15 protein-coding genes are annotated in these 16,626 nt (G+C 57.4%); 7 read left to right on the top strand and 8 right to left on the bottom strand.

All coding sequences use genetic code 11. From position 1 onward, the window contains the following. The first annotated feature begins 49 nt into the window (after positions 1 to 49). From ACN6NG_RS14060 to ACN6NG_RS14040, 5 genes are all read left to right on the top strand, one after another. Positions 50 to 1,720, top strand: a complete 1,671-nt coding sequence (locus ACN6NG_RS14060; RefSeq protein ID WP_474314542.1) for a flavin-containing monooxygenase — start codon at positions 50 to 52, stop codon at positions 1,718 to 1,720. A 101-nt stretch (positions 1,721 to 1,821) separates the two neighbouring features. Beyond that, a complete protein-coding gene (gene gabD / locus ACN6NG_RS14055; protein WP_014861962.1) occupies positions 1,822 to 3,270 on the top strand; it encodes an NADP-dependent succinate-semialdehyde dehydrogenase in 1,449 nt (482 codons plus the stop codon). Between the two features lie 102 nt (positions 3,271 to 3,372). Continuing rightward, positions 3,373 to 4,704, top strand: coding sequence for a carbohydrate porin (locus ACN6NG_RS14050; protein ID WP_474314540.1), 1,332 nt, complete (start codon positions 3,373 to 3,375; stop codon positions 4,702 to 4,704). Positions 4,705 to 4,797: 93 nt separating this feature from the next. After that, on the top strand, positions 4,798 to 5,580 hold the full coding sequence (locus ACN6NG_RS14045; protein WP_474314538.1) for a (S)-acetoin forming diacetyl reductase: 783 nt from the start codon (positions 4,798 to 4,800) through the stop codon (positions 5,578 to 5,580). A 62-nt stretch (positions 5,581 to 5,642) separates the two neighbouring features. After that, positions 5,643 to 6,767: a glycerol dehydrogenase gene (locus ACN6NG_RS14040; protein WP_474314537.1), complete on the top strand. Its 1,125-nt coding sequence runs from the start codon at positions 5,643 to 5,645 to the stop codon at positions 6,765 to 6,767. Between the two features lie 36 nt (positions 6,768 to 6,803). Here the strand turns inward: ACN6NG_RS14040 and ACN6NG_RS14035 are convergent, their stop codons facing one another. Next, on the bottom strand, positions 6,804 to 7,130 hold the full coding sequence (locus ACN6NG_RS14035; RefSeq protein ID WP_121783472.1) for a hypothetical protein: 327 nt from the start codon (positions 7,128 to 7,130) through the stop codon (positions 6,804 to 6,806). 198 nt (positions 7,131 to 7,328) lie between these two features. Here ACN6NG_RS14035 and ACN6NG_RS14030 point away from each other — a divergent pair, with 198 nt between their 5' ends. Next, on the top strand, positions 7,329 to 8,255 hold the full coding sequence (locus ACN6NG_RS14030; RefSeq protein ID WP_047602779.1) for a LysR family transcriptional regulator: 927 nt from the start codon (positions 7,329 to 7,331) through the stop codon (positions 8,253 to 8,255). A gap of 50 nt (positions 8,256 to 8,305) precedes the next feature. Here the strand turns inward: ACN6NG_RS14030 and ACN6NG_RS14025 are convergent, their stop codons facing one another. From ACN6NG_RS14025 to ACN6NG_RS14015, 3 genes are read right to left on the bottom strand one after another with little or no spacing between them, the layout of a single operon-like run. Beyond that, positions 8,306 to 8,941 carry a trimeric intracellular cation channel family protein gene (locus ACN6NG_RS14025; RefSeq protein WP_047602780.1) on the bottom strand — a complete coding sequence of 212 codons (636 nt, stop codon included), beginning with the start codon at positions 8,939 to 8,941 and terminating at the stop codon, positions 8,306 to 8,308. A 6-nt stretch (positions 8,942 to 8,947) separates the two neighbouring features. Next, the gene (locus tag ACN6NG_RS14020) at positions 8,948 to 10,204 is read right to left on the bottom strand and encodes a M20 family metallopeptidase (RefSeq protein WP_119713645.1); all 1,257 of its coding nucleotides are present in this window, start codon (positions 10,202 to 10,204) and stop codon (positions 8,948 to 8,950) included. Positions 10,205 to 10,254: 50 nt separating this feature from the next. Continuing rightward, a complete protein-coding gene (locus ACN6NG_RS14015) occupies positions 10,255 to 10,683 on the bottom strand; it encodes a MarR family winged helix-turn-helix transcriptional regulator (RefSeq protein WP_474314533.1) in 429 nt (142 codons plus the stop codon). Between the two features lie 226 nt (positions 10,684 to 10,909). Here ACN6NG_RS14015 and ACN6NG_RS14010 point away from each other — a divergent pair, with 226 nt between their 5' ends. Beyond that, positions 10,910 to 11,536, top strand: a complete 627-nt coding sequence (locus ACN6NG_RS14010) for an alpha-ketoglutarate-dependent dioxygenase AlkB family protein (RefSeq protein ID WP_180688060.1) — start codon at positions 10,910 to 10,912, stop codon at positions 11,534 to 11,536. Between the two features lie 81 nt (positions 11,537 to 11,617). Here the strand turns inward: ACN6NG_RS14010 and ACN6NG_RS14005 are convergent, their stop codons facing one another. From ACN6NG_RS14005 to ACN6NG_RS13990, 4 genes are all read right to left on the bottom strand, one after another. Further along, entirely contained in the window at positions 11,618 to 13,138 is a 1,521-nt protein-coding gene (locus ACN6NG_RS14005) for an MFS transporter (RefSeq protein WP_474314530.1), read from the bottom strand. Positions 13,139 to 13,149: 11 nt separating this feature from the next. Then, on the bottom strand, positions 13,150 to 14,340 hold the full coding sequence (locus tag ACN6NG_RS14000; RefSeq protein ID WP_474314527.1) for an EmrA/EmrK family multidrug efflux transporter periplasmic adaptor subunit: 1,191 nt from the start codon (positions 14,338 to 14,340) through the stop codon (positions 13,150 to 13,152). Continuing rightward, on the bottom strand, positions 14,337 to 15,845 hold the full coding sequence (locus ACN6NG_RS13995; RefSeq protein ID WP_197863993.1) for an efflux transporter outer membrane subunit: 1,509 nt from the start codon (positions 15,843 to 15,845) through the stop codon (positions 14,337 to 14,339). The genes ACN6NG_RS14000 and ACN6NG_RS13995 overlap by 4 nt, the downstream gene beginning before the upstream one ends. Positions 15,846 to 15,968: 123 nt before the next feature. Further along, on the bottom strand, positions 15,969 to 16,589 hold the full coding sequence (locus ACN6NG_RS13990; RefSeq protein WP_047602784.1) for a TetR/AcrR family transcriptional regulator: 621 nt from the start codon (positions 16,587 to 16,589) through the stop codon (positions 15,969 to 15,971). Positions 16,590 to 16,626: the final 37 nt, after the last annotated feature.

Here is a 16,626-nt window from a genome sequence, read left to right as displayed (position 1 = left end):
CTTCGTGCCGTGATCTCTGCAGGCGCTCTGATCGAAACAGGAGAACATAATGACAAGTACAGTTCTGGCTAAACGTTCCGTTGGCACCGACGTTATTCACTACGACGCGATCGTGATTGGCGCAGGTTTCGGCGGTATCTACATGCTCAAGAAACTGCGCGATGAATTGGGTTTGAAAGTGCGCGCGTTCGACAAGGCTGGCGGTATCGGTGGCACTTGGTTCTGGAATCGCTATCCCGGTGCGCTGTCCGACAGTGAGTCGTTCGTTTATTGCTTTTCCTGGGATCGCGAGCTGTGCCAGGAGTGGGACTTCAGCTCTCGCTATTTGACCCAACCGCAAATTTTGTCCTATCTCAATCATGTAGTGGATCGCCACGACCTGCGCCGCGATATCCAGCTGGAAACAGGTATCACCCAGGCGGTGTTCGATGAAGACAGCAATCGGTGGTTGGTCACTGCTGACGACGGCCATCATTACAGTGCCAAATACCTGGTCACCGCGCTGGGCCTGCTGTCGGCCACTAATGTTCCGAAGATCAAAGGCCTGGACCAGTTCAAGGGACACATGTACCACACCGCCAACTGGCCAGAAGATGCTGCACTGGAGGGCAAGCGTGTGGGCGTGATTGGCACCGGCTCTACCGGGTGCCAAGTGATCACAGCGATCGCCCCGACGGTTGGCCACCTGACGGTGTTCCAGCGCTCCGCGCAATACACTGTACCGGTCGGAAATGGGCCGGTCAGCCGGGAATACGTTGAAGATATCAAGCGTAATTACGACGAAATCTGGAAGGAAGTTCGCAGTTCTCGGCTCGCATTCGGGTTCGCAGAAAGCGATATCCCTACCATGAGTGTCGATGCTGCTGAGCGCAAAGCGATCTTCCAGCGCGCTTGGGACTTTGGCGGTGGTTTCCGCTACATGTTCCAGACGTTCAACGACATCGCCGTGAATGAAGAAGCCAATATCGCCGCACAGGATTTTGTTCGCGAGAAGATCGCCGAAATCGTCAAAGATCCGGAAACGGCGCGCAAACTAATGCCCCGCGACCTCTACGCCAAGCGTCCGCTCTGCGACAGTGGTTATTACGCCACCTTCAACCGACCTAACGTCTCGCTGGTAGACGTCAAGGCCAACCCCATCGAAGAGATTACGGCCAAGGGCATTCGCACTGCGGATGGTGTCGAGCACGAACTGGATGTCTTGGTCTTCGCCACAGGCTTCGATGCCGTGGATGGCAACTACAAGCGCATCGATATCCGCGGGCGTGGCGATGTCTCCATGAAGGATCATTGGGCTGATGGGCCCTCGAGCTACCTCTCTGTAGCCACCGCCAATTTCCCCAACATGTTCATGATTCTGGGGCCTAACGGTCCTTTCACGAACTTGCCGCCCACCATCGAGACCGAAGTCGAGTGGGTATCGGATCTGATCGGCTTCATGGAAGAGAACGAGTTGGCCTGTGTCGAGCCCACTGCTCAAAGCGAACAAGAATGGGGGGCGACCTGCCAAGCGATTGCCGATCAGACGTTGTTCGCCAAGACCGACTCCTGGATCTTCGGCGCCAACATTCCAGGCAAAAGCAACAAGGTCTACTTCTACATGGGCGGGTTGGGGGCCTTCGGTGAGCAACTGGCCGCCGTGAAGAACGACGACTACCGCGGATTCAAATTCAAGGCTGTCAGCGTAGCGGACACGCCAGTGCAAAAAGCACTGCGCTGATCGAGCCCCCTGCATTTGATTACATCGGTTGTACTGGCTTGTCGCGACCGCGCAGGCCAGTGCAGAGCGGACGCCATGGCGCCGTATAAGGAGTTTCTGCAGTGAATTTGAATAATCCCCAACTGTTGCGTCAACTTGCCTATATCGATGGCGAGTGGCTGGCTGCTGATAATCAGGCCACTATCGACGTGCTCAACCCGTCGACCGGTGCACTCATCGGTCAGGTCCCGCGTATGGGCAAGGCCGAGACACGGCGCGCCATCGAATCCGCCGAACGTGCGCTCCCCGCCTGGCGTGAGCGCTCCGCCAAGGATCGCGCCAACGCGTTACGGCGATGGTACGACCTGATCATCGCGAACCAGCACGATCTTGCCCAGATCATGACCCTGGAGCAGGGCAAACCGCTGGGTGAAGCGCTAGGCGAAATTACCTTCGGCGCGTCGTACATCGAGTGGTACGCGGAGGAAGCCAAGCGGGTTTACGGCGATGTGATTCCAGGGGCCGCCGATAAGCGACTGTTGGTTCTCAAGCAACCGGTCGGTGTATGCGCCGCCATCACACCGTGGAATTTCCCTAGCGCGATGATCACCCGCAAAGCCGGGCCGGCGCTGGCAGCTGGCTGCACCATGGTCATCAAACCCGCTTCGCAGACACCGTTCTCGGCCCTGGCCTTGGTCTATCTGGCCGAGCAGGCCGGAATACCTCCGGGTGTGTTGTCCGTGGTGCCGGGGGCAGCCGCTGAGATCGCCGAGGAACTCACCAGCAACCCGATAGTGCGCAAGATTTCGTTCACAGGTTCGACCGAGATCGGCCGGGAAATCATGGAAAAGTGTGCCCAGGACATCAAGAAAATCTCCTTGGAATTAGGGGGTAATGCACCCTTCATCGTGTTCGATGATGCTGATCTCGACGCGGCGGTGGAGGGCGCGTTGGCATCGAAATTCCGTAACGCTGGGCAGACCTGCGTCTGTGCCAACCGCCTGTACGTGCACGACAAGGTGTATGACGCTTTCGTCGACAAGCTGGCTGCAGCGGTCGGAGCGTTGAAGGTCGGCGATGGTTTTGCCGACGGAGTGACCCTTGGGCCGTTGATCGATGGCAAGGCGGTCGCCAAGGTTCATGAGCACATCGAAGATGCCCTGGCCAAAGGCGCCAAGGTCGTCAAAGGTGGGGGCGTGCATGCGAAGGGGGGAAACTTCTTCGAACCGACCATTCTGGTGGATGTGCCTTCCAGCGCACGGGTGGCAAAGGAGGAGACTTTCGGCCCGCTGGCGCCGGTGTTCCGCTTCCATGATGACGCCGAGGTGATTGCCAGGGCCAACGATACTGAGTTTGGCCTCGCGGCTTACTTCTACACCGCCAACCTTGGCCGCGTATTCAGGCTTGGCGAAGCCTTGGAGTACGGCATCGTTGGCGTGAACACCGGCATCATCAGTTCCGAGGCCGCGCCATTCGGTGGCGTCAAGGCATCAGGCGTGGGGCGGGAGGGCTCCAAGTACGGGCTTGAGGACTATCTAGAGATCAAATACCTGTGCCTCGCAGGCATTTGACCCGTTTCCCATTCAAGTCAACGCATTGATTCAGGCCGCAGGTATAGAGACCTGCGGCCCAGGCAAGGCTGTGTCGTCACTATAAAAACAAGGACAATCGACATGAATTTCTCTAGGCAGCTGCCGTTGGGACTCGGGCTCCTTTCGTGCATCGCGTTACCTGCTTATGCCTCTGACCCTGCCTCTCAGTGGGGTACGGGTGATTGGGGAGGGTTACGTACCGAACTTCGCGAGCAGGGGGTGGACGTCATCGTCGGCTACGTGGGCGAAGCAGCCAGTAACGTACAGGGCGGTTACGACCACGACCGTACCGCGCGCTATACCGCCCAGTGGGCCCTCGGTACGCATATGGACCTGCAGAAACTGCTGGGCTGGGACGATGCCGAGTTTCAACTGCTGGTAACGGAACGTAATGGCAACAACCTGTCCAACGAACGCATCTCCGATCCACGTGCCCCGCAGCTCAGCTCGGTGCAGGAGGTTTGGGGCAGGGGGCAAACCTGGCGCCTCACGCAGATGTGGTATCGGCAGAAGTTCTTCGACCGTGCCTGGGACTTGAAAATCGGTCGGCTGGGCGTGAACGAAGACTTCGCCAGCTTTCCGTGCGATTTCCAAAGTCTCTCATTCTGCAGTGCGCCGATCGGCAACGTTGCGGGAGACGTCTGGTACAGCGGTCCGGTCAGCCAATGGGGCGCGCGCGTTCGTTACAACATCAGTGACCGATGGGCGTTGCAGGTCGGTGTCTACGAGCAAAACCGTTCCAACTTGAGCACAGGTAATGGGTTCAAGCTCAGTGGTAGCGGCACTGAGGGAGCACTGATCCCGGTAGAGGTGATCTGGATGCCGAAACTGGGCCGCGAAGGCCTACCCGGGGAGTACCGCCTAGGCTACTACCACAGCAGCGCCAAGGCAGACGACCTGGATGAGGATATCAACGGCGCACCACGAGCGCTGAGTGGCCTGCCGCCAAAAACCCGCAACAGCAAGCATGGCGCTTGGCTCATAGGCCAGCAGCAACTCACCAGCCATGCAGGTGATGCAACCCGCGGCTTGAGCGTGTTTGCCAGTTTGACCGTCCACGATAAGGCCACCAGTGGCATTGAAAGCTTTCAGAACATTGGGGTGATTTACAAAGGCCCTTTCAATGCCCGTCCCAAGGATGATATCGGCCTAGGTATCGCTCGCCTGAAAGTCAACGATGACGTTACCCGCTCCCAGCGCCTGATCAACGACAGTAGCGGTATCGACGATTACGACAACCCGCGCTACGTGCCCGTGCAACACAGCGAATACAACATAGAGCTCAACTACGGGGTGCATGTGACTGACTGGCTCACCGTGCGCCCGAACCTCCAGTACGTACGTAATCCGGGCGGTGTCTATGAAGTTGATAACGCTTGGGTAGCTGGCGTGAAAATCCAGGCGAGTTTCTAGCGTGTATGGCGCTTTTCCATACTCTCTCGTCGAATCGACGTCATGAGTACTTGCAGTACGCATTCCCACCCACACTTGAGAAGGACAATAAAAATGAGTAAATCCCAAGGGAAAGTCGCTTTTGTCACTGGCGCTGGCCAAGGTATCGGTGAAGCGATCGCTTTGCGCTTGGCCTCGGATGGTTTTTCGGTGGCCTGTGCCGATATGAACATCGAGACCGCCAACCAGGTCGCTGACAAAATCAATGCGAAAGGGGGCAGGGCACTCGCACTCAAAGTCGATGTAGCTGATCGCGATGACGTCTTCAAAGCCGTTCAAGAGGCAGTCGACGGCCTGGGCGACCTGCATGTGGTGATCAACAATGCGGGGATTGCACCCATTGCACCTATCGAATCCATCACGCCCGAGGTGTACAGAAAGACCTTCGACATCAATGTAGGCGGTGTTCTGTGGGGCATTCAGGCCGCCGTGAAAGCCTTCAAAGCCCTGGGGCACGGAGGGAAAATCATCAGTGCGTCCTCCCAGGCCGGGCATATCGGCAACCCCGATCTCGCAGTTTATGGCGGTACCAAATTCGCGGTACGCGGCATCACCCAGACGGCAGCCAGGGAGTTGGCCCCTCTGGGGATTACGGTCAACGCCTACTGCCCTGGGATCGTTGATACGCCAATGATGCGCAAAGTCGCCCAGGACGTCGCTGAAAATGCCAACCAGAGCATCGAGTGGGGAATGGAGCAATTTGCTCAGCACATCACGCTCAAGAGGCTTTCTCGGCCGGAGGACGTGGCGGGCTGCGTATCGTTCTTGTCAGGAACGGACTCCGACTACATGACTGGCCAGGCTGTCATCATCGACGGCGGAATGGTCTTCAACTGAACCGTGCTTACCGCTCATCCAGGTGAGCGGTGCCTTTAACAGCCTAGTTGAGAGGGTGTCGCATGAGTGTGATCAAGGGCATTGTATCGCCAACAAAATTTCTGATGCAAGCTGATGCGTTAGGCGATCTGGCGCAACATGGTAAGGCTTATGGAGCCCGTGCGTATCTGATTTGCGATCAGTTCATCATGACCAGGGTCGAGCAAAACGCGTTGCCAGGCTTCATTGACGAGCAGTCTGCAGCTTATGGCGTATTCGGTGGGCAGTGTTCTGACCGCGAGATAGACAGCCATGTCGAGGCAGCGGGTGATGCCGACTACATCGTTGGGATTGGCGGCGGCAAGACACTGGATACAGCCAAGGCCGTTGCACACTATCTGAAACGTGCTGTGCTCATCGTGCCGACATTGGCCTCGACCGACGCGCCGTGTACCGCCATTTCAGTCATTTATAACGATGACGGTTCATTCAATCGATATTTGTTCCTCGCCAACAACCCCGACCTTGTGCTGGCGGACACACGCATTCTTGCAGAGCAACCACCGCGGTTTTTCGCCGCCGGTGTCGGTGATGGCCTGGCTACTTATTTCGAGGCCAGGGCCTGCTTTGCCGCGCAACGCGATAACTTGGTGCTGGGTAACGATGGGAAGATGCTCAAGCCTACGCTGATGGGTTTCGCAATCGCCCGGACCTGCTATGAGACCATCAGGAAGTACGCGGCGCAGGCCATGTACGCGGTCAACAGCAAGACCATCACGGCGGCACTGGAAAACACCATTGAAGCAACCATCTACATGTCCGCCGTTGGGGCCGAGTCTGGCGGGTGCGCAGCAGCGCATGCCATTCACAACGGTATGACGTTGGTCCATGACCTTCATGGCGCGCAGCATGGTGAGAAAGTGGTGTTTGGCTTGTTCACCCAACTGGTGTTGGAGGCAGCCCCGATGGCGGAGATCGAAGAGGTTGTCGATATCGCTATATCCGTTGGGCTGCCCTTGACCCTCGAAGACCTGGGATTGAAAACATTCAGGGAGCATGAATGGAGACAAGTCGCGCAAGCTGCATGCGACGAGAACGACACCGTTCATAACATGCCGTTCGCTGTCACACCTGAGTTGGTGTACGACGCGATCATCGCCACTGACGCAATGCTGCGTGATTTCAAGACGAAGAAAGCTCAGGGCTGATCTGGTGAGCTGACTCAGCAGGCCAGGGGCTGCGAATCAAACGCAGTCCCTGGCCGCCTGCAAAAGCCCGTGGGCCAACAGGCTGCGTTGATAGACAAAAACCTTCCCGCCAGATGATGCCTTGTAGGCTTCGATCACATTGTCCGCGGCCACAGCACTGGGCATGACGATTTTGTAGTGACGGTCAGATTGCGAAAGGGTTGGCCTGAAGGCGTTTTCCTCGAGCTTTGGCACCAGGCAAGCGGTGTACGCCTCAGGGGATTTTTGTGTGTCCAGCGTGAGCGAAGGTTCGTTTGGTGTCGATGAACATCCGGCAACGGCTGAAAGGGCGAAGGCCGTGCCAACAATGATAAAAGGTCGCATGTTCCTGATTTCCCGGTTTTGCCCTGCGGTCAGTGCAATTGAAATCAGCCATTATCCATCTGCACAGACAAGACGGAACACATGAAGGATGATGATGACTATTACCTGAGGTGATAGTCTGCTCTAGAGCTGTCAGCTTCGCGATGAAACTGCATGGGCGGTTGTTACTTTCGGATTACGAGCAGCGGGAAGAGGTGCATGAACCGAAACGAGTTGAGAAAGGCTGACATCAATTTGATGGTCGTTTTTGAAGCCTTGATGCAGGAGCGCAACCTCACGCGTGCGGCAGAGAAACTGTTTCTGGCTCAGCCTACAGTAAGTGCTGCATTGGCCAGGTTAAGGACCATGTTCAATGACCCGCTGCTGATTCGGGTCGGTAATCGTATGGAACCCTCAGCCCGCGCTGAGGAAGTCATTAAACATCTCACACCTGCCTTGGATGCCATGTCCGTCGCACTGAGCCTTGCACATGACTTTGATCCGGAAACCAGCAAGATGACGTTCCGGATCGGCTTGTCGGATGATGTGGAGTCGGGTTTGCTACCTCCGCTGCTCAGAGCGCTGCGCGTGGAGGCGCCCCATATCGTGATCGTTGTTCAGCATGTCGACTATTGGCGTATTCCCGACCTGCTGGCATCTGGTGAAGTCACAGTAGGTATAAGCCAGACCAAAGGCCTTCCGGCGAACGCAAAACGCAAAGTGCTGCGCACGATGCAGGCGCGTGTGCTGAGGGCTGACCCATGCCAGACGCCGCTGTCCCTGGATGAGTTCTGCGCACGGCCACATGTGCAGATTTCTCCAACTGCCAATGTTCATGGGGTGGTAGATGACTGGCTCAAAGAAATTGATCGGACACGAAAGGTTGTTTTGTCAGTTCCGCAGTTCAGTTCATTGCCTTCCATTCTTGCCAATACCGATTTGCTTGCCTGCTGCCCTGATTACGCTGCCCAGGCACTGACAGGCTGGGGGAATCTGACAGCTGAGCCGCTGCCTTTTGAAACGGCCCCCCTGGAGCTGGCAATGGTATGGCTGAGCACAACCGATAGCGATCCGGCGGAGCGCTGGTTGAGGAGCAGGCTGGAGCAGCACATGAGCGGCGTGCGCGAGTTGGTTGAGGCAAACTGACGGGCGCGTCTGTGGAGCCCCGTGCGAGACCCCACAGGTGCGCATCGTTTCTAGCGCTGCTGCTCGTTGATATCGTTGCGATTGACGGGCAAGCGCCAGCCGAAGCGCAGCGAAGCAAGACGAAGGCCGATACACGCCGCCGCAGCCAGCCATGACCCCCACGCTGAGCTGACGTCCAGATAGCTGAGGGCAACCTCGACCCCGGCACCGGCCAATGCTGCGCAGGCGTAGATTTCACGCTGCAGGATACTCGGTACACGGGAAAGCAAGATGTCCCGAAGCACCCCTCCGCCTGTGGCGCTGACCATTCCCAGCACAAGGGCAACTTCTGCGCCGGCGTGGGCCGCCAGAGCCTTCTTCGCGCCTGCAACCGCAAACAACCCAAGCCCTATCGCATCGAACAGTTGGACCGGTGACTTCATCCGACATACGCTCGGATAGGCACAGCTAACCCAGAGCGCTGCAGCCATGGAAACTGCCAAATAGCGCCAGTTCGACAGCCCGGCAGGAGGCAGGGCACCCAGGCACAAGTCCCTCATGATGCCGCCACCGCAAGCGACCAGAAAGGTGATGGTCACGATGCCAAACAGGTCCAGACGCTGTTGCCGGGCAGCGACCGCACCGCTCACGCCGAAGGCGAACGTGCCGAGCAGGTCGAGCACACTGTAGATCAGGTGACCATCCATGGGCTGTTACTCGTTATCGCCGAACCAGGCGAAAGCCGCGCAGAGCATGCTCTCAAGACCCGTACGAAGGGTAGGGTGCAACAACGGCGCGAACTTGGGGGAGTGGTTGCTGGGGATGCTGTTGATCTGGCCTTTGGCTTTAGCCTGCGCGTAGACCTCCGGGTCTGTGCAGCCTACGAACCAGAACACGTAAGGCACCTGCCATGCCCGGCCAAATACGCTGAAGTCTTCACTGGCCGCCGCAGGTGCTGTTTCATAAGCGCGCTCGCCAAACCAGGTGCCAAATGCCTCAGCCAGACGGGAAGAGGCCTTGGCGTCGTTTACCGTCAAGGGGTAACGATTCAGTGTGGTGAATTCCGGCTCACGCGGTGCGTTGGATGCCGAGCATTCGGCGCAGCAGATACGTTTGATGGCGCCCAGCATGTGCTCGCGTACCCCCTCGTCGTAGGTGCGCATGTTCAGTTTCAGTGTGGCTTCGTCAGGGATAATGTTCTCCTTGGTGCCTGCTTGCATTGAGCCTACGGTCAGCACTGCCTGATCGAGAGGAGAAATTTCACGAGACACGATGGTTTGAAGGCGCAGGACTGTCGACGCCGCCATGATCACCGGGTCGATTGAGGTCTGGGGTTGAGAGCCATGCGAACCTTGGCCGAAAAGCTTGATCTTGAGGCTGTCACCCGCTGAAAGAATGGTGCCGCTGCGATGCCCGACGGTACCGGCAGGCCCGACCATGACGTGTTGGCCGAGAATGATATCTGGCTTTGGGAAGCGCTCGAGCATGCCGTCGTCGACCATGCTTTGTGCGCCGATGCCCACTTCTTCCCCAGGTTGGAACACCGCCATGACGGTGCCTCGCCAGGTGTCACGGTGCTCAGACAGCACCCGCGCCACGCCCATCAGCCATGTCACGTGCATGTCGTGGCCACAGGAGTGGCATACCGGCACCTCCACTCCATCCTCGTTGCGGGTGACCACATCTGCGGCATATGCCAGACCCGTGTTCTCCGCCATGGGTAGTGCGTCCATATCCGCGCGCAGCATGACCACCGGCCCGGGCCCATTGCGCAATACACCCACCACGCCGGTCACACCCATTTCACGCGTGACTTCATAGCCAAAGCGCTCGAGATAGTCGGCTGCGATCTGAGCGGTACGGAACTCGCACATCGACAATTCAGGGTGGCGGTGGAGGTCTTTGTAGACCTCTTCCAGTTCCGGTAAGAGATTGTCGAGTGATGGGATCAACTTTTTCAGGGACGACATGAGGTACTCCTTCACGTAAAAAGAGGGCAGGGTGTGGGGGGATTGAAGCGTCAGTCGGTGGGTAGCAGGCTATCCACTAGCTTTGAGAGCAGACCGTCCAGCGCCTGGCGTTCTTTGAGCGACAGAGCACGAACGAGTTGATCTTCCAACTCGGCGCCCACTACCGAAGAGTCGTCGGCAATCTGGGTGCCGGCGGGCGTCGCACGCAAGCCGACGCTGCGTCGGTCGACGGGGTGGGGGTGGCGTGAAATCAAACCGCGAGATTCCAGCAGCGCCAGTGTCTTTGACAGCAGCGTTTTTTCCAGCATTGCGAGCGTAGAGACGTCTTTGGGGGTGACATCGGGGTGGGCTTGGATGAGCCGCAGCACACGAAGGCCGCGTACATCCAGGTCCCAGTGTTGGCGGTACACGGCGTTGGCACGCTCCATGAGCAGGGCGCTGGCCATGTCCAGTTTGAAATTCAAAAAATCGGAATACATTACGAATGCTCCAGATCGATGACCAGAGCATAACCATATGGTTGAAAGTTTCAACTATATTTCGACAGGGTGTCCTGGCCCCATCTATCGATTCAAGCTGTCTACGCGTGACTCCATGCGTTGAGTTTCAACTGTCCAAACAGAACTGGCGGTAATCCAGAATCCCGCGGGAAATTAGAATCCGGTGTTTGGCGGCTGCCTGCCGTTCTCTAAACCTCGGAAGTGCATGCAAGCAGATCTATTCCTAGCGCAAGCTGAGTCTCTGAATTTATTGCCGTGCGATGGTCAGGTTCATGACTTGGGCCTGGTCATTGCCAAGCGTGAAGCCGATGAATTGCTGCGCCAGCTTCAACAGCATGTGCCATGGCAGGCAGATACTGCGCTGATCGCGGGCCAACGAATCACCAGCGGCAGGCAGGTAGCCTGGTACGCAGATCAACCCTACCGGTATTTTCATTCGGGTGTCCTGCGTGAGGCCAAGCGATGGGACCTGCCTGTGCTTGACGCCATCCGCGACAGAATGGAGCAACTGAGCGGTGCCAAGTTCAACAGTTGTGTACTCAATCGCTACCAAGATGGCAGCCAGGGAATGGGGTGGCACAGTGACCCTGAAGCCCAGGGCCCGCACAGTGTAATTGCTTCGTTGAGTTTGGGCGGCGAGCGCAAATTTGCGTTCAAGCACAAGCTCCTAGACGAGCGTCGAGCCATTTTCCTCCAGCACGGGCAGGTGATCGTGATGAAGGGGGATACCCAGCGCTACTGGTTGCATGCCGTGATGAGGACATCCAGACCTGTAGGGCCACGAATCAGTTTGACCTTTCGTGACTTTCCGGAAAGCGAAGATTGGACCTGAGGAGATCCTCTGCGCCGCGCCAGCCTATCTGCACAATAGATCATGACGCCCGAGGATCTCAGCCCGCCTTTCAGGTTTGAGTTATCTGAAGGTCTTTTGCGCGGCCGATACCCCCAGCGCCACCACTGCAACAACGATTACGAACCAGAAGTACTCCATGCTGGCAACCAGGGTCGACTGCTGATGAAGGCTTTGCGTCAGCATCGACAGTGAAATCTGATTCGCCGCAGCAGCACCCACCTGAGGTGTCAGGGCCTGCGCGAGGTGCTGCGACTGCTCAAGATACACCGGGTCACCGGCGCTGAAGTGCCCATTCAAATTGTTGTACTGGAGTGTCGTACGCCATTGCAGGAACAAGGTGGCCAATGCTGTGCCCATGGCCATGGCAATCTGCCCCAGCATGCTTTTGATCTGGTAGGCGTGGGCGAACAGCGTGTCGTGATGGGTGACATCGCGAAACGTCTGCATGGCGGCCGTGGCCAATACCAGCATCACGAAACAGCCGTTCAGGAACAACGCCGGCAGAATGTTCGACCACATGTTGGCGTCCGTTGTAATGGATGACATAAGCCAGCCAAATCCCGACAGCGCGCCGAAACCTGTAAGGAAGAATTTTTTGGGGGCAGGGAATTTGGGGATGAGCATGGCCATGACCAGCCACGTGACCAGCGCGCCACCGAGCCCAAAAGCCTGAAATGTCCCTATGGTGTCCCAGGAGTAGCCAAGGCCTGTCTGCAGAAAGTACGGCAGCATGTAGTTGTTGGCGCCCAATACCACGTAGGTGAAGCAGAAGAGCGCGACACCGAGTAGATAGCGTGGCTGCATGAGATCCCTGACCTTGAGGAAGGGAGCGTCCTTGCGGTGTTCTGCGTGGAAGAAGATATACAGCCCAAGCGCCGCCAACAGCGAGAATGCGATGAGAATGAATGTCTCGTTATAGAAGTCGTAGTAGGAGCGTTGCATCACGTACAACAAAAAGAAGCTGCTCACGGACAGCAGCAGGATGTTCGCCGGCGTCGAGGGGGTGCGATCGTCGATCGGAGCTGGGGCGCTTGGCAAAAAGCGCATTCCCAGCAAGCCTGCAACCAAAGCGCCTGTGATGAGCACCCAGAAAATCGCATGCCAAGTATCTTCAATCACCACCATGGATGAAATGAAAGGTGCAGAAGCGGTGCCGATGGCCAGCCCGGTCGCAAACACTTTTACACCGATGAAACGCCCGGGGCCTGGGGGCAGGAAATTGACCATCAGGCGGGCGGACGTCATGAACGATGCGCCCCCCAACGCCATGATGACCCTACCTACGGTAAATGTCGTCAAGTCATCGCTCATCCCACAGACCAGCGCGCCCACGATGAAGATGCTGATGGAGCCCAGCATAAAGTTGCGCCAGCCAAGCCTCTCCACCAGCCACCGTTGCTTGGAAATCACAACAACGGCAATGCACGCATAGAGTGCCGTGATCAGTGTGAACTCTTCTGGGCTGGCGTCGATTTCACCGCGTATCGGCGCAGAGGCGAAGGCAATCATTCCGGCTTGCAAATACTCCAGGGCGCACAGCAAACCAACCGTAATGAGCAGGGCAGCATTTTTTCGGTACATGATGCCCCTCGTCAAAGGTTGACGTGTTGGTTGTTACGCCCGCGATCTTCGTTGGCACTGATTACCTGCTCAACAACCTGATTGGCGTCTTTGAGTTCGTTGTCGAAAATGGAAGTACTGTAGGCGGGGCGGGTAGGGCTGGTCGTGTTCAACACAGCGCCGGTCTGGTCGCTTGTATCAACCGATACCCGCATGGACAGGCCGAGACGCAGCGGATGGCGCTCTACTTCCTTGGCATCCAGGGCTATGCGCACGGGGACGCGTTGGGTCACCTTGATCCAGTTGCCCGTTGCGTTCTGCGCAGGCATCAGGGAAAAAGCGCTACCTGTGCCGGCGTCCAACCCTACGATCGTGCCGTGAAAGACGGTGTCACGACTGTAAGCGTCGGCGCGAAGCTCGACCGGTTGGCCAATGCGCAAGTCTTCAATCTGAGACTCTTTGAAGTTGGCATTGACCCAGACCTGATCGACCGGTACCACGGACATCAATGCCACACCGGGGTTGATCCGTTGGCCTACCTGTACACTCCGTTTGGTAATGAGCCCGCTGACTGGCGAGCTGATCTGCGTGCGGTGCAGCGCGATGTAGGCATCGCGCAAATTACTCGCGGCCACAAGCACATCAGGGTGTGTGCGCAGCGTGGTGTTATCGACCATGGCCAGGCGCACCGCCAGGGCGTGCTGGGTTCCCTCAAGGCCAGCCACAGCGTTTTTCAAAACTTCCTCAGCATGGCTGATTTCTTCCCGGGATACGGCACCGCTGGACGCTAGCTGATTGCGTCGCCGCACATCGTCCTGTGCCTTACGGACGTCGTTCTTGCGTTGGCTGACCTCGGCTTCCAGTTGTTGGACCTGATAGTACTGAGTGCGCGCCTGACGTACCGCCCGCGCGAGGTTCGACTTGGCACGCTCGAACTGGATTTCGGCATCTACAGGATTCAGTGTTACCAGCGGGCTATGAGCGGCAACATAATCCGTGTTGTCGCCATTGATGACCGTCACCGTGCCACTGACTTGAGAGGTGACCTGGACGATATTGCCCTCGACGTAGGCATCATCGGTAGACTCCGCGCCCATACGGGTCACGTACCAGATACCCAGCGCTACTAACAGCAGCACGATGGCCAGCGCCAACAGCAGCTGCGGGGAACGGGAGGGTTTAGCTTGCTCTGGGGAAGCGGATGCAGGTGTTTTACTGGTCATGATTTTTTGGCTGCTGTGGAGGTGACGTCGGCATCAGGTTGAATTTCAGGGCTATATCCGCCCCCCAGTGCTCGGCTGAGGTTCGCCTGCAAGGAAAGTGCGCGAGACTGCAAAGTGACGAGTTGTCGTTTTTCGGCCAGCGTGGCGTTTTGTGTGGCGAGGACCTGCAGGTAAGTGGCCAAACCTGCCGCGTAGCGACTATTCACCAAGTCCGAGGCCGCCTGTGCCGTAGCGACAGCCTCATTTTGTTGAGCCAGGCGTTCCTTCAGCCAACGCAGGGAAGCAATTTGATCAGCAATGTCTCGCAGCGCATCGATGACGGTCTGGTTGTAGTTCTCAACAGCGAGGTCGTAAGCTGCATTCTGTGCATCGAGGTTGCCACGCAGGCGGCCCCCTTCAAAAATTGGCAGACTGATAGCAGGGGAGACCCCGAGGATGCGACTGCTGTGGTCGTTGAAGGTGTCGAATGCAAGGCTCTGCATGCCAATGAACGATGTAAGGTTCACATTGGGATAAAAACGCGCCTTGGCGACTTCGATCTCATGCCCTGACGCCTCTACTCGCCAGCGCTGGGCTACGACATCGGGTCGATGGCCGATAAGCTCCGCAGGAAGATTGCTTGGAAGGGTCACGGTGCTGCTCGCACGCATGCGTGGCCGTGTGATCGTTCGACCACGGTCCGGCCCTTTACCCAAAAGCGAAGCCAGTTTGTTCTGGTTGAGCTCGATCACCTCCCTCAGCGCAGCGATGTTCGCCCGGCTGGCAGGAAGCGCCGCTTGAGATTGCTTGATGTCGATCTGCGTACCCAGTTCCGCTTCGAACCGCTGCTGGGTCAATTTCTCGATCTGCTCCTGCTGATCCAGCAGTGCTTGAGCCAGATCGAGTTGTTCATAGTTGTCCTGCAAGGCGATGTAGGTCTGCACCACTGAAGTGGAGAGCATGAGCGCTGCAGCGCGCTCGTCGACCTCCAAGGCATGACGGCGCCCGACTGCAGCTTGCACTGCTTCGCGGTTTTTACCCCAGAAGTCCAGTTCATAGCTCAGGTTGAACGTCCCCTGATGGACGTTCTGCCAAGTTCCTTTAGCCGGCGCCGGCGTTGTGCCGTTCGAGCTAAAGCGTTCGCGAGTAACACTCACGCCCACTTCGGCATTAGGCAGCAACGATGCCCCCTGTATGTCTTCAAGCGCATTGGCCTGATGCACGCGCGCGGCCGCGGCACGCAGCGTGGGGCTACCGGACAGCGCTTGCGCGACCAACACATTCAGCTGTGCGTCGTTGTAACTCGTCCACCAGGTTTCGCTTGGCCACGCAGCAGCTGACAACGTGAGGTCACTGTCGGCGAGGGTTTGCTCCATGCCTTGTGGCTCACTCATATGGGCGCTGGTTGTCAAGTCACTGAATGCACAGCCGGAGAGGGCGCCTAACAGTAGGGCAACCGAGATGTACTTGCTGGGGTGCAAGGTGGCTGCAACCCTTGCACTAGCCTGGTGTTTTCTGGTGTTCATGACGGGATTCTCTGACGCTAAAAAGAGGCCTGCGCCTGTCGGCGTGAGTGGTGGATGAAAAACCTATAAACACTGACAGTGTCGTTATGGGCGTGAAAAAGCATCGGCACCTCCGTAAGAGGTTCAGCCGACGCGCAGGCCTCGTACAACGAGTGCAACAGACCGATCAATATCTTCAAGGTTGTCCAGGTTTGCGGTAACCAAGTGCAACCAGGATGTCCCGGTGAGCATCGCTACGGCAGCATCAATGGCTGGCCCGTCGATGATTTCACCTCTACTGACCGCTCTGGCAAAAATGTTCCGCAGCGTTCGCTCGCGGCGAGGAAGAAAGGCTGTCCGAAACTCTTCGATGGCTTCGATATCGAGTTGGATTTCGATAAACACGCTGCGTAGCGTCTCGCCAGCACTGGAAGACCGCCACCACACCCACAAGGACCGCAAGTGGTCGATCAGGTCTTGCTCAAGATCCCCGGTATCTGGGGAGGTTACGAACGTCACAGCGGCACGCTCGTACACATCGCGCAGTAATGCGCCTTTGCTACGCCACCATCGATAGATGGTGGGTTTGCTGGAACCTGCTCGTTCCACCAAAGCGTCCATGGTGAAGGCTTTGTACCCCTTTTCCTTGAGAATGGCAGCCGCCGCATCGAGGATCGCTTCGGTGCTTTGGGGGCTGCGCACAGCACCGATGGACGACCGGCTCCGAGGCTTGGCACTTTTGATCGGCTTGGCTGTATCGCTCATGTTGGCTCGCATCAGAGGTCGAGGTAGGCGTGGGTCA

It is taken from the genome of Pseudomonas sp. TSO6 (assembly GCF_056098905.1).
Note: the sequence above shows the minus strand (reverse complement) of the source record. Positions and strands in the feature narration are given on the sequence as shown.